This is a genomic window from Mycobacterium sp. NGS29 (genome assembly GCF_059812965.1).
Window position 1 is genome coordinate 59,460 of sequence record NZ_JCALDR010000014.1, and the last position, 21,367, is coordinate 80,826.

At 67.5% G+C, this 21,367-nt stretch carries 18 protein-coding genes; 5 read left to right on the forward strand and 13 right to left on the reverse strand.

Annotation, left to right across the window (positions count from 1 at the left end; translation table 11 throughout):
• The first annotated feature begins 137 nt into the window (after positions 1 to 137).
• Complete coding sequence (locus tag AC5Y5Z_RS18565) at positions 138 to 2,714, forward strand: bifunctional FO biosynthesis protein CofGH (protein ID WP_463826824.1); 2,577 nt, start codon at positions 138 to 140, stop codon at positions 2,712 to 2,714.
• 72 nt (positions 2,715 to 2,786) lie between these two features.
• On the opposite strand, the gene AC5Y5Z_RS18570 is transcribed toward AC5Y5Z_RS18565, so the two are convergent.
• Together AC5Y5Z_RS18570 and AC5Y5Z_RS18575 are read right to left on the reverse strand one after the other, a co-directional pair.
• Complete coding sequence (locus AC5Y5Z_RS18570) at positions 2,787 to 3,116, reverse strand: hemophore-related protein (protein ID WP_463826742.1); 330 nt, start codon at positions 3,114 to 3,116, stop codon at positions 2,787 to 2,789.
• 236 nt (positions 3,117 to 3,352) lie between these two features.
• Positions 3,353 to 5,374 (reverse strand): FAD-dependent oxidoreductase, encoded by a 2,022-nt coding sequence (locus AC5Y5Z_RS18575; RefSeq protein ID WP_499926811.1) that lies wholly within the window; start codon positions 5,372 to 5,374, stop codon positions 3,353 to 3,355.
• A 307-nt stretch (positions 5,375 to 5,681) separates the two neighbouring features.
• Between AC5Y5Z_RS18575 and fdxA the strand changes: the two genes are divergently transcribed.
• From fdxA to AC5Y5Z_RS18595, 4 genes are all read left to right on the forward strand, one after another.
• Entirely contained in the window at positions 5,682 to 6,005 is a 324-nt protein-coding gene (fdxA, locus tag AC5Y5Z_RS18580; protein WP_463826740.1) for a ferredoxin, read from the forward strand.
• A gap of 26 nt (positions 6,006 to 6,031) precedes the next feature.
• A complete protein-coding gene (gene dapC, locus AC5Y5Z_RS18585; RefSeq protein ID WP_499926891.1) occupies positions 6,032 to 7,117 on the forward strand; it encodes a succinyldiaminopimelate transaminase in 1,086 nt (361 codons plus the stop codon).
• A gap of 67 nt (positions 7,118 to 7,184) precedes the next feature.
• Positions 7,185 to 9,563, forward strand: coding sequence for an APC family permease (locus tag AC5Y5Z_RS18590; RefSeq protein WP_463826739.1), 2,379 nt, complete (start codon positions 7,185 to 7,187; stop codon positions 9,561 to 9,563).
• Positions 9,564 to 9,603: 40 nt separating this feature from the next.
• Complete coding sequence (locus AC5Y5Z_RS18595; RefSeq protein WP_463826738.1) at positions 9,604 to 10,863, forward strand: alpha/beta hydrolase fold domain-containing protein; 1,260 nt, start codon at positions 9,604 to 9,606, stop codon at positions 10,861 to 10,863.
• Here the strand turns inward: AC5Y5Z_RS18595 and cysC are convergent.
• The 11 genes from cysC to AC5Y5Z_RS18650 form a co-directional block, all read right to left on the reverse strand.
• A complete protein-coding gene (gene cysC, locus AC5Y5Z_RS18600) occupies positions 10,860 to 12,791 on the reverse strand; it encodes an adenylyl-sulfate kinase (RefSeq protein ID WP_499926814.1) in 1,932 nt (643 codons plus the stop codon). The genes AC5Y5Z_RS18595 and cysC overlap by 4 nt on opposite strands.
• The gene (gene cysD / locus AC5Y5Z_RS18605; protein ID WP_463826736.1) at positions 12,791 to 13,708 is read right to left on the reverse strand and encodes a sulfate adenylyltransferase subunit CysD; all 918 of its coding nucleotides are present in this window, start codon (positions 13,706 to 13,708) and stop codon (positions 12,791 to 12,793) included. The genes cysC and cysD overlap by 1 nt, the downstream gene beginning before the upstream one ends.
• Before the next feature lie 46 nt (positions 13,709 to 13,754).
• A complete protein-coding gene (gene stf0 / locus AC5Y5Z_RS18610) occupies positions 13,755 to 14,558 on the reverse strand; it encodes a trehalose 2-sulfotransferase (protein WP_463826735.1) in 804 nt (267 codons plus the stop codon).
• Positions 14,559 to 14,678: 120 nt separating this feature from the next.
• Complete coding sequence (locus AC5Y5Z_RS18615; protein ID WP_463826734.1) at positions 14,679 to 15,293, reverse strand: TetR/AcrR family transcriptional regulator; 615 nt, start codon at positions 15,291 to 15,293, stop codon at positions 14,679 to 14,681.
• A 4-nt stretch (positions 15,294 to 15,297) separates the two neighbouring features.
• A complete protein-coding gene (locus AC5Y5Z_RS18620) occupies positions 15,298 to 16,479 on the reverse strand; it encodes a lipid-transfer protein (protein ID WP_499926816.1) in 1,182 nt (393 codons plus the stop codon).
• Positions 16,476 to 16,931 carry a MaoC family dehydratase gene (locus tag AC5Y5Z_RS18625; protein ID WP_499926818.1) on the reverse strand — a complete coding sequence of 152 codons (456 nt, stop codon included), beginning with the start codon at positions 16,929 to 16,931 and terminating at the stop codon, positions 16,476 to 16,478. The genes AC5Y5Z_RS18620 and AC5Y5Z_RS18625 overlap by 4 nt, the downstream gene beginning before the upstream one ends.
• Positions 16,932 to 18,035 carry an acyl-CoA dehydrogenase family protein gene (locus AC5Y5Z_RS18630; RefSeq protein WP_499926820.1) on the reverse strand — a complete coding sequence of 368 codons (1,104 nt, stop codon included), beginning with the start codon at positions 18,033 to 18,035 and terminating at the stop codon, positions 16,932 to 16,934.
• A gap of 2 nt (positions 18,036 to 18,037) precedes the next feature.
• A complete protein-coding gene (locus AC5Y5Z_RS18635) occupies positions 18,038 to 18,436 on the reverse strand; it encodes a Zn-ribbon domain-containing OB-fold protein (RefSeq protein ID WP_499926822.1) in 399 nt (132 codons plus the stop codon).
• Entirely contained in the window at positions 18,436 to 18,978 is a 543-nt protein-coding gene (locus tag AC5Y5Z_RS18640; RefSeq protein WP_499926824.1) for an FAS1-like dehydratase domain-containing protein, read from the reverse strand. The genes AC5Y5Z_RS18635 and AC5Y5Z_RS18640 overlap by 1 nt, the downstream gene beginning before the upstream one ends.
• Complete coding sequence (locus AC5Y5Z_RS18645) at positions 18,979 to 20,181, reverse strand: acyl-CoA dehydrogenase family protein (RefSeq protein ID WP_499926826.1); 1,203 nt, start codon at positions 20,179 to 20,181, stop codon at positions 18,979 to 18,981.
• A gap of 3 nt (positions 20,182 to 20,184) precedes the next feature.
• Complete coding sequence (locus tag AC5Y5Z_RS18650; protein ID WP_499926828.1) at positions 20,185 to 21,360, reverse strand: cytochrome P450; 1,176 nt, start codon at positions 21,358 to 21,360, stop codon at positions 20,185 to 20,187.
• Positions 21,361 to 21,367 lie beyond the last annotated feature (7 nt).

The following is a 21,367-nucleotide window of genomic DNA, read 5'->3' on the forward strand; positions in this document are numbered from 1 at the left end:
CTGGCCGAACAACCCGGCGAATCGAGCGGCCGGCCTGCGGCTACTGTTGCGCGTATGGCGCCAGGGATGCTCAGGTTTCCCGCAGAAAGAGTCGTGCGGATGAAATCGTCGCGCGGGGAAGTTACACCAACGTGCCCCTGAATCCGGACCTTCCGGAGCCCACGGCTCTGCCCAATCCTGTAGTCCCGCCCAGAGCCAGCAGCTCGGCGTTGCGTCGGGTGCTGCGGCGCGCCCGGGACGGCGTCGCCCTGAACGTCGACGAGGCGGCGGTCGCGATGACCGCTCGTGGCGACGACCTCGCCGACCTGTGCGCGAGCGCGGCCCGGGTTCGCGACGCCGGCCTGGAGTCGGCGGGCCGGCGCGGGCCGTCCGGCCGGTTGCCGATCAGCTATTCGCGCAAGGTTTTCATTCCGGTCACCCACCTGTGCCGGGACAACTGCCACTACTGCACGTTCGTCACCGTGCCGGGGCGGCTGCGCGCCCAGGGGGCGGGCTTGTACATGGAGCCCGACGAGATTCTGGACGTGGCGCGGCGCGGCGCGGCGCTCGGCTGCAAGGAAGCGCTGTTCACCCTCGGTGACCGCCCGGAGGACCGCTGGCCCGAGGCGCGGCAGTGGCTGACCGAACGCGGCTACGACGCCACCCTGTCGTACGTGCGCGCGATGGCGATCCGGGTGCTGGAGGAGACCGGGCTGTTGCCGCATCTGAATCCGGGCGTCATGACCTGGTCGGAGATGTCGCGGCTCAAGCCGGTGGCGCCGTCGATGGGCATGATGCTGGAGACGACATCGCGCCGGTTGTTCGAAACCAGAGGACTTGCGCACTACGGCAGTCCGGACAAAGATCCCGCGGTGCGGTTGCGCGCCCTGACCGACGCCGGCCGCCTGTCCATCCCGTTCACCACGGGTCTGCTGGTGGGCATTGGCGAGACGCTGGCCGAACGAGCCGACACGTTGCATGCGATCCGTAAGTCGCACAAGGAGTTCGGGCACGTCCAAGAGGTGATCGTGCAGAACTTCCGGGCCAAGGAGCACACCGCGATGGCCGCGGTTCCCGACGCCGGCATCGACGACTACCTGGCCACGGTGGCGGTGGCCCGGCTGGTGCTGGGGCCCGGCATGCGTATCCAGGCGCCGCCGAACCTGGTGTCGCGCGAGGAATGCCTGGCCCTGGTGGCCGCCGGCGTCGACGACTGGGGTGGCGTCTCGCCGCTGACGCCTGACCATGTGAACCCCGAACGGCCCTGGCCCGCATTGGATGACCTGGCCGCTGTCACCGAACAGGCCGGCTATGACCTGGTGCAGCGACTGACCGCACAACCCCGATATGTGCTGGCCGGTGCGGCGTGGATCGATCCGCGGGTGCGCGAACACGTTGCGGCGCTTGCCGATCCGACGACGGGCCTGGCCCGCGACGTCACCCCGGTGGGGCTGCCGTGGCAGGAGCCCGACGAGGTGGCCTCGGCCGGCCGGGTGGACCTGGGCGCCGCGATCGACACCGAGGGACGTAACACCGAGACCCGTAGCGATCTCGAAAGTGCTTTCGGTGATTGGGAATCCATCCGGTCCCGGGTGCACGAGCTGGCCGCGCAGGGCGCCAGAGCGCCAGAGCGCCTGGACACCGACGTGCTCGCGGCGTTGCGTTCGGCGGAGCGCGCTCCGGGTGAGTGCACCGACGCCGAGTACCTGGCATTGGCGACAGCTGACGGTCCGGCGCTGGAAGCGGTTGCCGCGCTGGCGGATTCGTTGCGCCGGGAGGTGGTGGGAGACGACGTGACGTTCGTGGTCAACCGCAACATCAATTTCACCAATATCTGCTACACGGGCTGCCGGTTCTGTGCCTTCGCTCAGCGCAAGGGTGACGCCGACGCCTACTCGCTGTCGGCGGAGGAAGTGGCCGACCGCGCGTGGGAGGCGCATGCCGCCGGCGCCACCGAGATCTGCATGCAGGGCGGCATCGACCCCGAGTTGCCGGTGACCGGTTACGCCGATCTGGTGCGCGCGGTCAAAGCCCGGGTGCCGTCGATGCATGTGCACGCGTTCTCGCCGATGGAAATCGCCAACGGGGTGACCAAGAGCGGGCTCAGCATCCGCGAGTGGTTGATCAGTCTGCGCGAGGCCGGGTTGGACACGATTCCCGGCACGGCGGCAGAGATCCTGGACGACGAGGTGCGCTGGGTGCTGACCAAGGGCAAGCTGCCGACGTCGTTGTGGATCGAGATCGTGACGACCGCGCACGAGGTGGGTCTGCGGTCGTCGTCGACCATGATGTACGGGCACGTCGACAGCCCCAAGCACTGGATAGGCCACCTCAACGTGCTGCGCGGGATTCAGGACCGCACCGGCGGTTTCACCGAATTCGTGCCGCTACCGTTCGTGCACCAGAACTCACCGCTGTACTTGGCGGGGGCGGCGCGGCCCGGGCCCACGCACCGCGACAACCGCGCGGTGCACGCCTTGGCGCGGATCATGCTGCACGGTCGCATCTCGCACATTCAGACCAGTTGGGTGAAGCTCGGGGTCGAACGCACCCAGGCCATGCTCAACGGCGGCGCCAACGATCTGGGCGGCACGCTGATGGAGGAGACGATCTCCCGGATGGCCGGCTCTGAGCACGGCTCGGCCAAAACGGTCGCTGAGTTGGTGGCGATAGCCGAGGGCATTGGTCGTCCCGCACGTCAGCGCACGACGACCTATGCGTCACTGGCAGCCTGAAAGACCGCGAGCGTAACGCCGGCGGAATCCTCGAGGGACCCCGCAGCGTTACGCTCGCGGATCAGAGGTTACTCAGTAGTTGTTGCAGGAGACTGCGACGGACTCGACGAGTCCCACGTACTGCGCGGCGCCCGGCATGGCCTGAATCTGCTGAGCCATCGAACGACGCTTGGCCGGCGGCGAGGCCAGGAACGAGTTCAGCCAGCCCATGGCCATCGGCGACGCGGTGAGCTGCGCGGCGGCACCCGGGTCCTGCGCGTTCAGCGCGGCCATGACCTGCCCGTAGTTACAGGTCGAGTTGACGGCCGCATCCAGCGGATCTGCCGACGCGACCCCTGCGCCAAGACCCAGCGACACTGCCAAGCCCCCGGCAACCACAGCTGCTTTAGTAAACGACAACATTTTTCGGACACCTTCCCCAACTATTGCACCGCCGACACGACGGCGACGACATCTGCCCAGCGGTTGCCGTCTTCGGTCAAGGCTACCAGGCTCGCTGGGCTTGCTCTTATCGAAGTTTCTATCGCAATAGTCCCGCCGAACGTAACTATCCGCAGGTCAGAGCCGTACTGGCGGAAGTTTCGCCGAGGGCGAAACTGCCGGATGACGGTGCTCGATGAGCCGGCTTCAAAGGTTTTTCACAGCCTGGCCGCGAGCTCGGTGCCCTGTTTGATCGCTCGCTTGGCATCCAACTCCGCCGCCACCGCCGCACCACCGATGATGTGCGGATCCACGCCGCGGCTGCGCAGGTCGTCAGCCAGGTCGCGCACCGATTCCTGCCCGGCACACAGCACCACGTGGTCCACCGCGAGCACCTGCGGGCGCTGCCGGTCCGCACCGAAGCTGATGTGCAGGCCGTCGTCGCTGATCCGCTCGTAGTTCACTCCGGAGAGTTGCTGCACGCCCTTGGCCTGCAGCGACGCGCGGTGCACCCAGCCGGTGGTCTTGCCCAGCCGCTTACCCTGCCGGCCCTTCGTGCGCTGCAGCAGGTACACCTGGCGGACCGCCGGCGCGGGCAGGGGAGTAGTCAGGGCGCCCCGGGCTTCCTGCGGATCGGCCACCCCCCATTCGGCCCGCCACTCTTTGAGGTTCAGCGTCGGCGACCGGTCGGTGGTGAGCAGTTCGCTGACGTCGAAGCCGATGCCGCCAGCGCCGATGACGGCCACCGTCTTTCCCACTGCTTTGACACCGGTGATGGCCTCGGCGTAGGTCAGCACCTTGGGATGGTCGATGCCGGGGATGGCCGGCACGTGGGGAGTCACGCCGGTGGCCAGGACGACAGACTCGTGGTCGACGAGATCTGCGGCGCCCACCCGGGTGCTCAGCCGGACCTCGACGCCGAGCTTGGCCAGCATCGTCGAGAAGTACCGGATGGTGTGGCTGAACTCCTCCTTGCCCGGGATGCGCCGCGCCAGGTCGAACTGGCCGCCGATGAACTCGTTGGCGTCGAACAGCGTGACCCGGTGTCCGCGCTGGGCAGCGGCGACCGCGGCGGCCAGTCCGGCGGGTCCGGCGCCGACGACGGCCACGGTGCGGGTGTGGCGGGCCGGCTCCAGCACCAATGTGGTCTCGTGTCCGGCGCGTGGATTGAGCAGGCAGGACACCGTCTGGTGGGCGAACGCGTGGTCCAGACAGGCCTGGTTGCAGGCGATGCAGGTGTTGATCTCTGCGGGCCGGTCGGCCGCTGCCTTGCGCACCCACTCCGGATCCGCCAGCAGCGGCCGCGCCATTGAAATCAGCTGAACCTGGGTGTCGGCCAGGATCTGCTCGGCGGATTGCGGCATGTTGATCCGATTGGACGCAACCACCGGAATACCCACGTGTTCGGCCAGGGCGCTGCTGATGTCCACGAACGCGCTGTTGGGCACCGAGGTGACGATCGTCGGCACCCGCGCCTCGTGCCACCCGAACCCGGAGTTGATGATGGTGGCGCCGGCGGCTTCGACGCCGGTTGCCAGCGCGACGATTTCGTCCCAGCTCTGGCCGTCTTCGACATAGTCGGCCATCGACATCCGGTAGCAGATGACGAAGTCGTCGCCGACGGCGGCGCGGGTGCGCCGCACGATTTCGACCGGGAACCGGCGCCGGTTGGCCGGCGAGCCGCCCCAGGAATCGGTGCGTTCATTGGTGCGCGGGGCCAGGAACTGGTTGACCAGATAGCCTTCGCTGCCCATGATTTCGACACCGTCATAGCCGGCTTCGCGGGCCAGCTCCGCACACCGCACGAAATCCGCGATAGTCGACTCCACGCCGCGGCCGGTGAGCGCGCGTGGGCGAAACGGGTTGATGGGGGCCTTGATTGACGACGCGCTCGCCGAAAGCGGGTGGTAGGCATAGCGTCCGGCGTGCAAGATCTGCAGCAGGATCTTGCCGCCCTCGTCGTGCACTGCGCCGGTGACCCGGCGATGCCGTCGGGCCTGGCGCGAGCTGGTCAGGTCGGCGGCGAACGGCAGCAGCCACCCGGTGCGGTTGGGGGCGTAACCGCCGGTGATGATCAATCCGACGCCGCCGCGGGCGCGTTCGGCGAAATACGCGGCCAACCGGTCGATGTGGTGGGCTCGGTCTTCCAACCCGGTGTGCATCGACCCCATCACCACCCGGTTGCGCAGGGTGGTGCAACCGAGGTCCAGCGGGGACAGCAAGTGCGGATACGGGGTCATCGGCGGGCGCCCGCTGAACCCGGGAGGATCGGTTTCGCGACCTGGACGCAGCGCCGGGGTGCGACGCCTTCGGGCAGGTGGCGTGGCTGCCGCGGCGCGGTCCTGAACCACCGCATCACTCGCCCAACGGTCACCCGGCCATTGTCACAGACCACCGAGGCACCGACTGGACACAGCTACGGGCGTGCCCTTTCGCCGGGTGTATGTGCAACGTCTAGTATCAGTAACCGAACGCTCACCTAGAAGCCCCTTGGGTGAGGCGAAATGCAGCCCATATGTTCATGGAGGACACGTTGAGGAGACGTCCGTGACTTACGTGATTGCCCAGCCCTGCACCGACATCAAAGACAAGGCGTGCATTGAGGAGTGCCCGGTCGACTGCATCTACGAGGGTGCCCGGATGCTCTATATCCACCCCGATGAATGCGTCGACTGCGGTGCCTGCGAACCGGTCTGCCCCGTCGAGGCGATTTACTACGAAGACGACGTGCCCGAACAGTGGGGGCAGTACACGCAGATCAACGCCGACTTCTTCGAGGAGCTCGGATCGCCGGGCGGTGCGGCCAAGGTCGGCCTGACCGAGAACGACCCGCAAGCGGTCAAGGATCTGCCTCCGCAGGGCGAGGACTGAACGCGCCGGTGCACCGCCGGCAGACCGTGTCGGCGTCCTTGCCGGAGTTCCCGTGGGACACCCTGGCCGGCCCGAAGGCCGTCGCGGCCGCCCACCCGGATGGCCTCGTCGACCTGTCGGTCGGCACGCCGGTGGATCCGGTCGCGCCGCTGATCCAGGAGGCGCTGGCCGCCGCGAGCTCGGCGTCGGGTTACCCCGCCACCGCCGGTACGCCGCAACTACGGCAGGCCGCGGTGTCGGCATTGGCGCGTCGCTACGGCGTCACCGGCCTCGCCGAATCGGCGGTACTGCCGGTGATCGGCACCAAAGAACTCATCGCCTGGCTGCCGACGTTGCTCGGCTTAGGCGCCTCGCACACTGTCGTGGTGCCCGAGCTCGCCTATCCGACCTACGACGTGGGTGCGCGGCTGGCCGGGACGCAGATCGTGCGCGCGGATTCGCTGACCCAGCTGGGCCCGCAGACCCCGGCGCTGGTGTACCTGAACTCGCCGAGTAACCCGACGGGCCGGGTGCTGGGCGTCGAGCACCTGCGCAAGGTGGTCGGTTGGGCCCGCGAGCGCGGCGTGCTGGTGGCTTCCGACGAGTGTTATCTGGGCCTGGCCTGGGCGGCCGAGCCGCTGTCGGTGCTGCATCCGTCGGTGTCCGACGGCGACCATACCGGGTTGCTCGCGGTGCATTCGCTGTCGAAGACTTCGTCGCTGGCGGGTTACCGGGCCGGCTTCGTCGCCGGGGACGCCGCGGTGGTGGCCGAGCTGCTGGCGGTGCGCAAACACGCCGGGATGATCGTGCCGACCCCGGTGCAGGCGGCCATGGTGGCCGCCCTGGACGACGACGACCACGAGAAGCTTCAGCGGGAGCGGTATGCGCAGCGGCGGGCGGTGCTGCTGCCGGCGCTGCGTGCTGCCGGTTTCACCATCGACCACTCCGAAGCCGGGTTGTACCTGTGGGCCGGCCGGGGAGAGGGATGCCACGAAACCGTCGCCTGGCTCGCTGAGCGCGGCATCCTGGTGGCCCCCGGTGACTTCTACGGTCCCGCCGGTGCCGGGCACGTGCGCATCGCGCTGACCGCCACCGACGAGCGCATCGACGCCGCGGTCGCCCGCCTGCGCTAGTTTCCCCTGCTCGTCCGGGGCGCGTCGCCTCTTCGGTCCTGGTCCCCGGGACGGCAGAATGCAACCTGTGACGGATGCGGCAGACGATTCGGTCGGCAAGCTGCGGATCCCGCTGACGTTGAGCGACATCGTCAAACGGGTGTTCCTCGGCAAGCCGCTGATCACCGAGGAGCTGAACAACGAGCGGTTGTCCAATCCCGTCGCCCTCGGCGCGCTGTCCCCGGATGCGATCTCGTCGACAGCCTACGGCCCCGAGCAGATCCTGATCGAACTGCTGCCGCAGGCCGGGCTGGCAGCGTTCGCGTTGCTGCTGCCGATCACCGGGGTCATCCTGTTGATCCTGGTGCTGGTGGCCGCGTCCTACCGGCAGGTGGTGATGGCCTACACCCGGGCCGGCGGCTCCTACATCGTCGCGCGGGACAACTTCGGGCCGAAGGTCGCCCAGGTGTCCGCTGCGGCGCTGCTGATCGACTATGTGGTGACGGTGGCGGTGCAGTCCGCGGCCGGCACGGTGGCCGTGGTGTCGGCATTGCCGAAGCTGGGCCCGTTCAGCCTGGAGATCACCATCGGCGTCGTCCTGCTGATCTGCTATCTGAATCTGCGCGGCATGCGGGAGGCGGGCAAACCGTTCGCGGCGGCGACCTATCTGTTCATCCTCATGATCGCCGCCACCATCGTGACCGGCGTTGTGCGGCATCTCGTCTGGGGTCTGCCGACCTACGACGCGCAGCATCTGAGCGGAGCGGTGCCGGTGCAGCACGGCGACGGTCTGGTGATGGGCGCGACGATCCTGGTATTGCTGCGCGCGTTCGCCAACGGCGGTTCGTCGCTGACCGGTGTCGAAGCCATCTCCAACACCGTCGAGGTGTTCCAGAAACCGCAGGGGCGCAACGCCCGTCGGGTGCTGACCGCCATGGCCTGCATCCTGGGTTTCCTGCTGGCTGGTGTCGCCTACCTCGCCTATGCCACCCACGCCACGCCGTACCTCTCCGAATACCCTTCGGTGCTCTCCCAGATCGGACGCGCGGTATTTGGCCACGGCGCCGTGGGCGACGTGTGCTTCTTCCTGGTCCAGGCGTCGACGGCGGCCATTCTGTTCACCGGCGCCAACACCAGTTTCAACGGCTTCCCGGCACTGGCCAGTTTCGTTGCCGAGGACCGATTCCTGCCCCGGCAGCTGATGAAGCGCGGGCACCGGTTGGTGTATTCCAACGGCATCATCGCGCTGACCGGGCTTTCGGTGGTGCTGCTGGTGACGACCGGCGGATCGGTCAACGCGCTGGTCCCGTTCTACGCGATCGGCGTGTTCACCGGATTCTCGATGGCCGGTTACGGGATGACCAAACACCATCTGCGAGAACGGGAACCGGGTTGGCGGCGTCGGTTGGCGATCAACCTCTCGGCGGGGATCCTGTCGACGGTCGTGGTCGGCATCTTCGCGGTCGCCAAGTTCACCGAGGGTGCGTGGCTGGTGGTGATCGTCTTCCCGCTGCTGGTGTTCATGCTCATCCGGCTCAACCGTGAATACCGGGCCGAGGCCGCCATTCTCGAGATGTTCCGCACCGACCGGCCCGAGCTGGTCAAGTATGCGCGGCACCGGGTGTTCATCTTCGTGAACTCCGTCGACCTGGCCGTGCTCGAAGCGCTGCGGTACGGAAAAGGGCTGCGGGCCGACGAGCTGATCGCGGTGCACTTCATGGTCGACGCGATCCATGCCGCTCAGCTCCGAAAGCGTTGGGAAGACTTCGAACTCGACACCCGGCTGCGGTTGGTGGACTGTCCGGACCGGCGCGTCAACCGCGCCGCCCAGCTGCTGGTCGCGAAGTCGAGCAAAGAAAGTCCCGACACCAACGTGACGGTGCTGCTGCCGCGTCGGACCTATGCGCCGCTGCTGGGGCGGTTGCTGCACGACCGCACCGCGGACAAGATCGCCCGAGCCGTCAGCCTCATCCCCGACGCGGCGGCCACCATCGTGCCCTACGACGTGCAGTCCCGGATCAAGGATGCCTACCCCGAGCGCTTCGAACAGCGCATCGCCCGCGAGATCGACAAGCTCGAGGCGTGGATCTCCCAGGGTGAGGACCGGCGCGTGGAGAATTACGAACATCCGGCCTCGTCGTCCTCGGTGATCACGGTGGCCGGGCTGATCCCCGGCCAGCGGGCCACTGTCGAGGGCCGGGTCACCGAGGTCGAGGACATCGCCAAGCGCCGCGGGACGTTCCGGTGGATCGTGCTCGGCGACGACAGCGGAGAGGTGCGCATCAGGTTCCGTCCGGGACGCGGCGGCGACGACATTGCGCCCGGCCAACTGCTGCGCGTCACCGGCAAGGCCCGGCAGAGCGGGAATCGGCCGATGTGGATGGTCGACCCCAGCTATAGCGTGGTCGAGGAGCCCGTGGAGACCCACGACGCAGGAGGGGCGGGTGCAGCCGGCGAGACCGGCTGACTCTAAGTTCGACAGGACTTGATGATTGGGGAGGAAAGCCGTGCAGCGGATCGCAGCGGTACTGGTGTCTCTGGCCGGGGTGGTGTTCACCGCCAACGGCTACCGGCCGCTGAGCAAGCGCGGGTACGGGGCCGGATATGCGTTCGGCTTCGGGCTGTTCGCCTCCGAACTTCCGCTGCCGTCGCTGGCCGCACACTTCGCGGCGCTGGCCGCGCTGTCCCGGGGGTTGCCGGCCCGCGTGCTCGGGTTCAGCTGGCTGCTGTCGGCGGCGTCCTGGCTGGGCCTGCTGGGTCTGGCCCGCGCGGGACGGCAGGCCGACGAACCCCTGACCGCAGCACTGGATGAAGGCCTGGGTCCCGGCCGCCGCACCGAGTCCGGCGACCTGTGGAAGCGGCCGGCGCCCGACGGTGCGACGGCGAAGAAACCCGGCCCGGCCCGCATGCTGCGGATCTGGCGCGATTACGCGCACGACTCCGACATCAGCTACGGGGAGTACGGTTCGCGCAACCACCTCGACATCTGGCGACGGCCCGATCTGGACCGTGGCGGCAAAGCCCCGGTGCTGCTGCAGGTGCATGGCGGCGCCTGGATGGTGGGAAACAAACGCGGACAAGCGCATCCGCTGATGAGTCACCTGGCCGAGCTGGGCTGGGTCTGCGTATCGGTCAACTACCGGCTCAGCCCGCGGTCCACCTGGCCCGACCAGATCGCGGACGTCAAGCGCGCCATCGCCTGGACCAAGGAACACATCGCCGAGTACGGCGGCGACCCGGACTGGATCGCGATCACCGGCGGTTCGGCCGGCGGGCACCTGTCCTCCCTTGCCGCACTCACCCCGAACTACCCGTTGTTTCAGCCGGGCTTCGAAGAATTGGACACCCGGGTGCAGGCGGCGGTGCCGTTCTACGGGTTCTACGACTTCACCCGCGACGACGCGGTACATCCGATGATGCACGCGATGATGGCCAAGCGGGTGTTCAAGCTCGGCCGCAAGGAGATCGTCGAACCGTTCCGCCTGGCGTCGTCCATCACGCACGTTTCCGAGGACGCGCCGCCCTTTTTCGTGTTGCACGGCGTCAACGACTCGCTGATCCCGGTGGAGCAGGCCCGCAGCTTCGTCGCGCGGCTGCGCGAGGTCAGCCGCCAGCCGGTCGTATACGCCGAATTGCCTTGTGCTCAGCATGCTTTCGACATCTTCGGCTCCGCCCGGGCCGCGCACGCCGCGGTGGCGGTGGAGCAGTTTCTGGCCGAGGTCTACACGGCCGCGCATGCCAAGGACAGCGCCACCGCCGCTACCTAGCCGCTGCGTGGGCTGCGCTCGTCGAGCAGCCTGATCACCTGGGCGGCGAGCTCGTCGATGTCGGCGCCGGTGGTGTCGAGCACCAGGTCAGCGTTCTCCGGGGGCTCGTAGGGGGCATCCACCCCGGTCAGGCCTTTCAGTTCGCCGCTGCGCGCCCGCGCATACAGCCCCTTGGGGTCGCGCTTCTCGCACTCTTCGAGCGAGGTGGAGATGTGCACCTCGATGAACGGCAGTTTGGCGGCGTCGTTGAGGGCGCGGGCGGTTTCGCGGTCGGATTTGAGCGGCGACACCAGCGAGGCGAGGGCCACCACGCCGGCGTCGGCCAGCAACCGTGTCAAATGCCCTACCCGCCTGATGTTTTCGGTGCGGTCGCCGGGGGAGAAGCCCAGATCGTCGGACAGTCCGTGGCGCAGGTTGTCGCCGTCGAGCAGGTAGGCGACGCGCCCGGATTCGACGAGCGCACGTTCCACGGCCACCGCGACGGTGGACTTCCCTGATGCCGGCAGACCGGTGAACCAGATGGTGGCACCCGGCTGCCCGGTCGCCTTCCAACGGTGCTTGCGGTCCAACGCCGAAGGGTGCCAACGGATGTCGGTGCGCTGGCTGGCGCCCGGCTTGACCTCCCGGGCCTCGATGATGGTGCCGGCGCCGACGGTGTCGTTGGTGGTTTCGTCGATGAGGATGAACGCGCCGCTGTCGCGGTTGTCGGTGTAGGGATCTGCGATGATGATCGAGCTGGTCCGCAGCGTCACGGTGCCGATGTCGTTGAGTGTCAACTCAACCGGCTGGTCGATCTCGTCGAGCGTCTCGGGGTCCAGGCGCGAGTGCAGTTCCTGCACGGTGGTCCGCACCGTCCGGGTGGTCTGCTTGAGCGCCAACCGGTCGCCGGCCCGCAGCGGGTTGTCGATGAACCAGCACACGGTGGCGTCGAGTTCCCGGGCCAGCACCGGCAGGACCGCGTCCTCGGCCCCGCTGACCAGGACGTCGCCCCGGCCGACGTCGATATCGTCTTCCAGTTCGATCGACACCGAAAGCGGGGCCACCGCGGTCTTGCGGTCGTCGTCGAGGGTGTCCAGGGCCGTCACCGTCGACGTGGTGCCCGCGGGCAGCGAGATCACCGGGTCGCCGACGCTGAGCGTGCCCGCCGCCAGCCGCCCGGTGTAGCGGCGGCGCTGGTGGTCGGTCGGGCGCGAAACCCACTGCACCGGCAGGCGCAGCCGGGAGGCTTCGGCCTGCGGCGCGGCCAGCTCGACGCCCTCCAGGTAGTCCAGCAGCGTGGGGCCGTCATACCAGGGTGTCCGGTCGGAACGGTGCACGACGTTGTCGCCGTGTTTGGCCGCGAGCGGGATCACCTTGAGGTCCACCTCGCCCAGCCGTCCCGCGACCTGACTCAGTTGCTCCTCCACCTCGGCGAACTTAGCCTGGTCGAAGTCGATCAGGTCGATCTTGTTCACCGCCGCGACAAAATGCTTGATACCCAACAACTTTGCGATCCGCGCGTGCCTGCGGGTCTGGCGGAGCACGCCTTCGCGCGCATCCACCAACAGGACCGCGACGTGCGCGTTGGAGGCCCCGGTGAACATGTTGCGGGTGTAGCGCTCGTGGCCGGGGGTGTCGGCCAGGATGTAGCTGCGGGTCTCGGTGGAGAAGAAGCGGTACGCGACGTCGATGGTGATGCCCTGCTCGCGTTCGGCGCGCAGACCGTCGGACAGTGCCGCGAGGTCGGCGACGCCCTCGTCGTCGGTGACGGCTTCGAGGTGGTCCAGCGGCAGGCTGTCGGTGTCGTGCAGCAGCCGGCCGATCAGGGTGCTCTTGCCGTCGTCCACCGAACCCGCGGTGGTGATCCGCAGCAGCTGACGCGTCACACCCTTGGGATGCACGATCTTGTCGACCTTCTCGGCCTTCTCGGCCTTCTCGGAAACAGTCATCAGAAGTACCCTTCTCGCTTGCGGTCCTCCATCGCGGCGGCCGACGTGCGGTCATCGGCCCGCGTCTCGCCGCGCTCGGACACCGTGGCCGCCGAGATCTCGGTGATCACACCGGTGATGTCGGTGGCTTCGGAGCGCACCGCTCCGGTGATGGTCAGGTCGCCGACGGTGCGGTACCGCACCCATTCCTTCTTCGCTTCTTCGCCGTCGGCCGGGCTGGTGTACTCCGACACCGCCAGCAGGATGCCGTCCCGCGCGAACACCTCGCGCTCGTGCGCGTAGTAGATCGACGGTATTTCAAGGTCTTCCAGCTCGATGTAGCGCCACACGTCGAGTTCTGTCCAGTTGCTCAGCGGGAACACCCGGACCTGTTCGCCCTTCTTGATCCGGCCGTTGTAGAGCGACCACGGCTCCGGACGCTGCGCGCGCGGATCCCACTGGCCGAACTCGTCGCGGAAACTCAGAATCCGTTCTTTGGCCCGGGCGCGTTCCTCGTCGCGGCGGGCGCCGCCGAACGCCGCGTCGAAGCCGCCTGCTTCGAGTGCGTCGAGCAGGGTGCGGGTCTGGGCCCGGTTGCGGGAAGCCGACGGGCCGGGATCGGGTACCCGGCCGTTGTCGATGGACTCCTGCACCGACGCGACGATCAGCTTGTGGCCCTCGCCGGTGACCCGGCGGTCCCGGAACTCGATGACCTCGGGGAAGTTGTGCCCGGTGTCGACGTGCATCACCGGGAACGGCAACGGCAGTGGCCGAAATGCCTTCTCCGCCAGCCGAAGCAGCACGATGGAGTCCTTGCCGGCGGAGAACAGCAACACCGGGCGCTCCAGCTCGGCGACCACTTCGCGGATGATGTGGACCGCCTCGGCTTCCAGCAGTCGCAGCTCGTCGACACGCCGCGCTTCTACCGCTGTCGTCATCGGTGCGGCTCCTGTCCGTTTCGCCGTGCATCGTGGTTGGCACGAATCATGTTGGTAGTCCTTCTCTTTCGGCGTCAGCACGATAACGGTCCACCCAGTCGTCGGAACGCTGATCGGCTTGGCGCTGCAGTACCGGTTCGGGTGCCAGCCGGGGATCGAGGCCCAACTGCTCCAGGATGTCGCCCACTACCTGAGTCAGGTTGCGCCACAACACCGGATAGGAGATCTCGATCGGCTTGACGTTTTCCTCGGCGAACCAGTTCTGCCAGCCTTCCTCCTGCGCCCGCAGCATTGTGACGACGTGCGCGATCGCGCCGGCGTGATAGGTGGCGCGGGCGTCGCGGACCGGGTCGGGCCGTCCGCGCCAGACCCGGGTCTGCACCGCACGCCAGAACGACACGGCCTGCGAGATGACATCGGGGCGGTGAATGTGGATGAGCAGCGGATCCTCGCCGACCACGTCGCGGATAGCCGACAACAGCCCCTCGCCGGAGCGGTCCGGCAACGCGGCGGCCCGGTCCAGCAGTAGTGGCGTCTGGTTCCACATCAGCTTGCCACCCCACACGCCGTTGGGCGTGCGGCCCACCGTGCGGATGTAGTCGCGCCAGATTTCGGCAGGTGCGAGGTCGGGTTTGCCCTCGTCCAACGGATCCAGCAGGCTCAGGATCGACTCGTCGTCGACGTCGGCGAACCACTGCCGGGGCTGCGGGGACTGACTGGTGCTGGGCAGGTACTGAAAGAACTCCTGTGGTTCGCCGGCCACCCCGGTCGCGCGCAGCGATTCGACCAGCAGGGTGCTCCCGCTGCGCTGGGAAGCCAGCACCAGATACGACGAGGGATGATCGACCACGATCGCAGCCTAACCGGACGCAAAACCGCTGCAACTCTTGCCGTTACGTTCAGCGTGAGGATAACTATTGCGCCTCGGCCCTGCCGGCGGGCAAAAGTGACGCCGACGGCCGGGCTCGGCTCACCGACTCCGCAACGGGCCGCGACGCGTGGTGTCGCTGGCGAATCCGCGCACCACGTGCGCGCTGACGAATTCGGCCACCACTGCGGGATCGCCCATATCGCGGATCGGTGAGGCAGTGCTGAACAACGAGAACAGGATTCGGGCGAACCATTCGCCGGCCGATTCGACGTCGAGGTCTTTGCGGACCTCACCGGTGAGTTTCGCGGCCGACAGGTAGGGCGCGAAGAAGTCGATGCATTCCCGCAACAGCACCGCGGCGTCCTTGGTCAGCAGCAGGCTGATCGCATCTTCGTCGAAGTACTCCTCAGAGGCGATGGCCCTGCGGGCCTGGGTGACGAACACCGCCGCATTGGCGAGTTTGTCCTCCAGCGAACTGCCCGGCGCCATCGCCCGGGACATCTCCCGGTAGAACTGCTCGGAGGCATGTTCGGCGCACGCCTCCAGAATCTCGCCCTTGTCGCGGAAATACTCGTAGATGGTGCTGCGGGACACCCCCGCCTCCCGGGCGATGTCGACGATCGTCGCCTTCAACAGCCCGTGCTTGCGGAAGCAGGCATACGCAGATTCCAGGATGAGGTCACGCGTCGCGGTGGAAGTGGAAGCCTGGGTCATCGGGCTAGCCGTCCCGGGCGAGGATCAGCCCACTGGTGGGCACCCCGGTGCCCGAGGTGACCAGTACGTGCTCGACACCCTCGACCTGGTTGTACGACGTGCCGCGGACCTGCCGGACACCTTCGGTGATGCCGTTCATGCCGTGGATGTAGGCCTCGCCGAGCAGGCCGCCGTTGGTGTTGATCGGGAACTCACCACCCAGCGACAGCCGCTCCACGGTGGCGAAGTCCTTGGCCTCGCCGCGCCCGCAGAAGCCGAGTTCTTCCAGCTGGGTGAACACGAACGGCGTGAAATGGTCGTAGATGAACGCGGTTTGGATGTCGGCCGGTTTGAGCCCGGAGTCACGCCAGAGCCGGTCGGCGACGACGCCCATCTCCGGGAGTCCGGTGATGTCGTCGCGGTAGTAGCTGGTCATCATCTCGCCGTTGGCTGCCGCGCCCTGGGCGGCCGCCGCGATGATCGCCGGCGGTCGACGCAGGTCGCGCGCCCGCTCGGCGCTGGTGACCACCAGCGCCACGCCACCGTCGCTCTCCTGGCAGCAATCCAGCAGGCGCAGCACGGGTTCGACGATCCAGCGCGAGTTCTGATGGTCTTCCAGCGTGATCGGACGCTCGTAGAACCACGCGTCGGGGTTGCGGGCGGCGTGCGCGCGGTCGACGACGGCGATGCGTCCGAAGTCCTCGTTGGTGACGCCGTAGGTGGACATATAGCGCTGGGCGTGCAGCGCCACCCACGCCGCCGGCGTGATCAGACCGAACGGCGCATAGTGCGCCATGAACAGCGGCGTCTCGGCACTGGTGCGCCCGCTGCCGCCGAACCGGAAACCCGAGCGCTCGTTGAAGGCCCGCCAGCACACCACCACGTCGGCGACGCCGGTCGCGACCGCCATCGCGGCGTGCACCACGGTGCCGGCGGCCGCGCCACCGCCGTGGTGTACCCGGCTGAAGAAGCTTAGATCGCCGATGCCGACGTTGCGGGCAATCTCGATCTCGTCACTGGAATCCATGGTGAAGGTGACCATGCCGTCGACATCGGCCGGCGCCAGACCGGCGTCGTCGAGCGCGGCACTGACTGCCTCGCAAGCTAATTGGAGCTCGCTGCGGCCGGACTCCTTGGAGAACTCGGTCTGCCCGATCCCGGCTATTGCACAGTGGCCGGCGAGGGTGCCCCGTTGCGTGCTGCTCATGCCTGCGGCCCGTCCAGCAGACTGAGCACCGCGGTGCCCGAGACGTGATCGCCGAGATTGTTGGAGCCGCGGAAGGTGACCTCGACGAAATTCTCGCCGTCCTGGCCGGGGTTCTTGGCGGACACGCTGCCGGTGAAGCTCAGCCTGGAGCCCGGAAAGCACGGCACGCCAAGGCGAATCGCGAGGTTCTTCACCATCGCCTCGGGGCCGGCCCAGTCGGTGAGGAATCGCACGCAGTACCCGTTGGTGGTCAGGATGTTCATGAACAGGTCGGGGGAGCCCTGCTTCTTGGCGTAGTCGCGGTCGTGGTGCACGGGCATGAAGTCGCGTGAGGCGATCGCCCCGGCCACGATCTTCGTGGTGTCGACAGGGATTTCGAGGGGACTGAGCTCGTCACCGACCTCGATGTCAGCCCACTTCAACGTGCTGGTCCGGCTGGCGGTGGTCGTCATCTAGCGTCCTTCCGAATAGGTCGCGCCGAGGCGGGCAAGTTGCTGGGAGGCCGGGCCCAGGGTCAGCTCGTTGTGTTTGGCCCACAGGAAGTAGCGGTGCAGCGGATAGGTGGTGTCGATCCCGATGCCGCCGTGCACGTGTTGGGCTGTGGCGGTGACCCGGGCCCCGGCGTCGGCGGCCCAGAATTTGGCGATGCGGGCCGCCCGGTCGGCGGATTGCCCGGCGCCGATCAGCCACGCCGCATGCCAGGTGGTCCAGCGGATCGCCTCGACATCGATGAAGGCGTCGGCCATCCGCTGTTGCACGGCTTGGAAGCTGCCGATCGGCCGGCCGAATTGTTCCCGCCCGGTGGTGTATTCGGCGGCGATGTGCAGGGCCCGGTCGGCGACGCCGAGCTGGACCGCGCACAGCGCGACCAGTGCGCGCGTGTACAGCGCCGCTACGTCGACGTCGATCCGGTCGTCGTCGGAAACGGTTGCACCGGCCAGGAGTACGTCGGCGTGCGGTTCGCGATCGGTGGTCGGCACCGCCCGGACCTCGACCCCGGGTGCGTCTGTCGCCACCAGGAACACCGCGACGTTCCCGTCGTCGACCGCTGCCGGAATCAGCACCGTGTCGGCCAGTTGCGCAGCCGGCACCAGTTCTTTGGCCCCGTCCAGGCGCCAGGTCGCGCCGTCGCGGCGGGCGGTGGTGGCCGGACGTGTCGGGTCGGACCGGCCGGGCTCGGCCAGGCCGGCCGTCAGGATGCGTTGCCCGGCAATGACATCGGGCAGGAAACGGTGCTGTTGGCCGGGATTGCCGTGCCGGGCGATCGGGTCGGCGCCCAGCACCAGCGTCGGGTAGGCCGGCACCGGGGCCACCGCCCACCCGACTTCGGCCAGCAGCACGCCGAGTTCCACGAAGCCACCACCGTTGCCGCCGAACGATTCCGGCAGTGCGGTCCCGAGCAGGTCGACGGTGGCGAGTTCCTTCCACAGGGCCTCGTCGTAGCGCGTGTCACCGGCCTCCAGTTCGGTGAGCCGTTCCGGTGTGGCCCGGCGATCAAAGATCTCCCGGGCCAGCTTGGCGATGGTTTCCTGCTCTTCGGTGAAGGTGAAATCCATGGCTACCGACTCGGCCGGAACTGGTGCAGCGTCAAGTCGTTGTCGTAGGTCTGGAAGTACAGCTGCACCGGCATACCGACTTCCACCTCAGCCGGATCGATGTCGGTCAGGTTGGACACCAGCCGAACCCCTTCCTCGAGTTCGACCAACACCACGATGTAGGGGTAGTCGAAGAACGGGACGCGCGGCTGGTGCGGCATCACGTAGCTGTACACCGTGCCGCGCCCGGACGCCTCGATCGGCTCCCACTCCAGCGAGCGGCACTGCGCGCACATCGGCCGGGGCGGGTGCCGCAGCGTCGCACAGCCGCTGCAGCGCTGGATCAGGAGTTTGTTCTGCTTCAATCCGTTCCAGAAGAACTCGGTGTCGGCGCTGATGGTGGGCGCCATCCGGGTGGTCATCAGTTGGCCGGCTTGAATCGCAGGACCCGGAAACGTTGTCGCCCAAGCACTTCGCCGTCCTGATTGGTATAGGTGGTCAGCCAGGTCAGGAAGAATCCGGTGCCCAGCGCCGTCTTCTTCTCCTCCGACACCGACTCGTAGACCGTCGTCGCGCTGATCAGGTCGCCCAGCCGCGGATAACGCTCGATCTCGAATTCGGAATTGGTGGCCACCGTACTGCGGTATCCGGCCTCGTCCAGGAAAGCCGTTGGGTTGCTCCTGATTTCGACGGGCGCGCCCCCGCGGTCCCCGATCCCGTCCAGCTTCGGCGAGGGCATGGTCCAGGTCTGCAGCATCACCGGCGGCGAGACGATGCCACCGAACCGCGAGGTCGCCGCGAAATCAGGGTCGATGTACACCGGATTCAGGTCGTCCATGGCGTAGGCCCAGTGCCGGATCATCGGCTGATTGACCGGATCTGGAGCCACCGAGGGCTTTCCGGTGCCGCCGGTCGGTTTGCCGACCAGGGCCCGCACCCTGTCTTGCACTTCTGCGTCGGTCACTTAGGTCGATCCTCCTTTGTCTGCGGCCGCGCGAAGATCACGAGGTGCGCGCGGCATGCGCAGTCCCGCCATCGCGATGATGTCACGCTGGATTTCATTGGCGCCGCCGCCGAACGTGTTGATCACGGCCTGCCGGTACGCCGATTCCAGGGCGCCCCGCAGCGGAGCGTCCGCGCCGCGGCGCACTCCGTTGCCGTCGAGCACCTCGAGCAGCTGACGGGCCACCTGCTGGGTGAGTTCGGTGCCGAACACCTTCGCCGCCGAAGCTTCACCCATGTTCAGCACACCTTTGGTCATCGCGGCGTTCACCCGCAGATTGACCAGCTTGTAGGCAGCGACCTCAGCTTCGACCCGGGCCAGTGCCAGCTGGACCCAGGGCTGGTCGATGACGCGGGCACCGTCGAGTTCGGTCTCGGTCGCCCAGGCCACCGTCTTTTCGAACAACGGCTCGAGTGCGCCCAGGTTGCCCAGCGCGGCGCGTTCGAAATTCAACTGGGTGGTAATCAGTTCCCACCCCTGGTTCTCCTCGCCGACCAGCGCGCTGACCGGAACCCGCACGTTGTCGTAGAACGTGTAGAACGTCGAGATGCCCGGCATGGTGTGCAGCGGCTGCCAGGAGAAACCCGGCGCCGACGTCGGCACGATCAGAATCGAGATTCCCTTGTGCTTCTTCACATTCGGATCGGTGCGGACCGCCAGCCAGATGTAGTCGGCGTAGGCCGCGCCACTGGTGAACATCTTCTGGCCGTTGATAACGTATTCGTCGCCGTCGCGGACGGCGGTGGTGCGCACCGAGGCCAGGTCACTGCCTGCGCCGGGTTCGGAGTAACCGATCGCGAATTCGACGCTGCCGTCCAGAATGGCCGGCAGGAACTTCTGCTTCTGCTCCTCGGTGCCGCGCTGCATCAACGTCGGACCGACGGTATTGAGCGTCACCAACGGGATCGGTGCCCCGGCCCGGCGGGCCTCCTCGCCGAAGATGTACTGCTCGATTGCCGAAAAACCCTGTCCACCATATTTTTTGGGCCATCCCACGCCAAGCAGGTTGGCCGCTGCCAGCGCGCGTACGCAGTCCCGGACAGCGGGGCCGCCCTCGATGTTCTTGCCGATCGCCGCGACGCGTTCGGGTGTCATCACCTGTTGCAGTGTGGCACGCATCTCGGCGCGCAGCCGTTGCTGTTCCGGGGTGTATTCGAGATCCATGTCTCAGACCCCCAGCCGTACCGGCATCCGCTTGACCCCGGGCACCATCGTGGCCTTCATCCGGTCGACGTCGCCGACCAGGTCCAGGCGCGGGAAGCGCCGCAGCAACTCCTCGAACAGCACGGTCGCCTCCAGCCGCGCCAATTGCGCACCGATGCAGGAATGTTCACCGCAGCCGAACGCGATGTGCGGATTCGGATGGCGCGTGACCTTGAAGTCCTCTGAGTCAGCCCCGAATACGTCTTCGTCGCGGTTGGCCGACCCGTAGAGCATCGTCACCACGTCGCCGGCCCGGATCAGCCGGCCGCGAATGTCGACGTCGGCGGTCGCCACCCGCGACATGCTGACCACCGGGCTGTTCCACCGCAGCATCTCTTCCACTGCGACCGGAATCGACGTGGGGTCCTCGACCAGCAGGCGGGCCTGGTCGGGGTGGTTGATCAGGGCCAGGGTGCCCAGCGCTATCAGGTTGCGGGTCGTCTCGTTGCCGGCCACCAGCAGCAGGAAGGCGAAGTTGAGCAGATCCTCGTCGCTGAGCCGGTGCTCGTCGATCTCGGCCGCCGCCAGCACCGAGAGCAGGTCGTCGCGTGGATCGGCGCGCCGGGCGGCGATCAGCTTCTGGAAGTACTCGAACAGCTGGCCCATGGCCACGAACGCGTCGAGTTCGATCTCGGGGTCGGCGGTCCCGGTGGCCGCGTCCGACCAGGTCCGGAACTGCTCCCAATCCTCGGCGGGCGCACCGATCAGCTCGGCGATCATCCGGGTGGGCAGCGGGGCGGCGATCTCCTCGGCGAATTCGTGCACCGTGTCGGGTTCGACCTCGTCGAGGATGCCGCGCACGATCTCGCGGATCTTGGGCTCGAGCACCGAAACCCGGCGCCGGGTGAAGCCGGCGTTGATCAGCTTGCGCATCTGCCGGTGCCGCGGCGGATCGGTGAAGATGAGGTTGCCGTCCTGCACCGGGTTCGGCATGTCCGGGTCCGGAATGCTGATGCCCTTGGTGGAAGTGAACAGCGCCGGGTTGCTCGACACGAACCGGATGTCCTCGTACTTGAGCAGCGCCCAGAATCCGGTCACGTCGTTCCAATGCACCGGCGATGTCGCACGCAGCTCCCGGTAGGCCGGATACGGGTCGCCGGCATAGAACTCCGGTGAGTGCAGTGGGATGTCGGTGTGCACGGCGGGG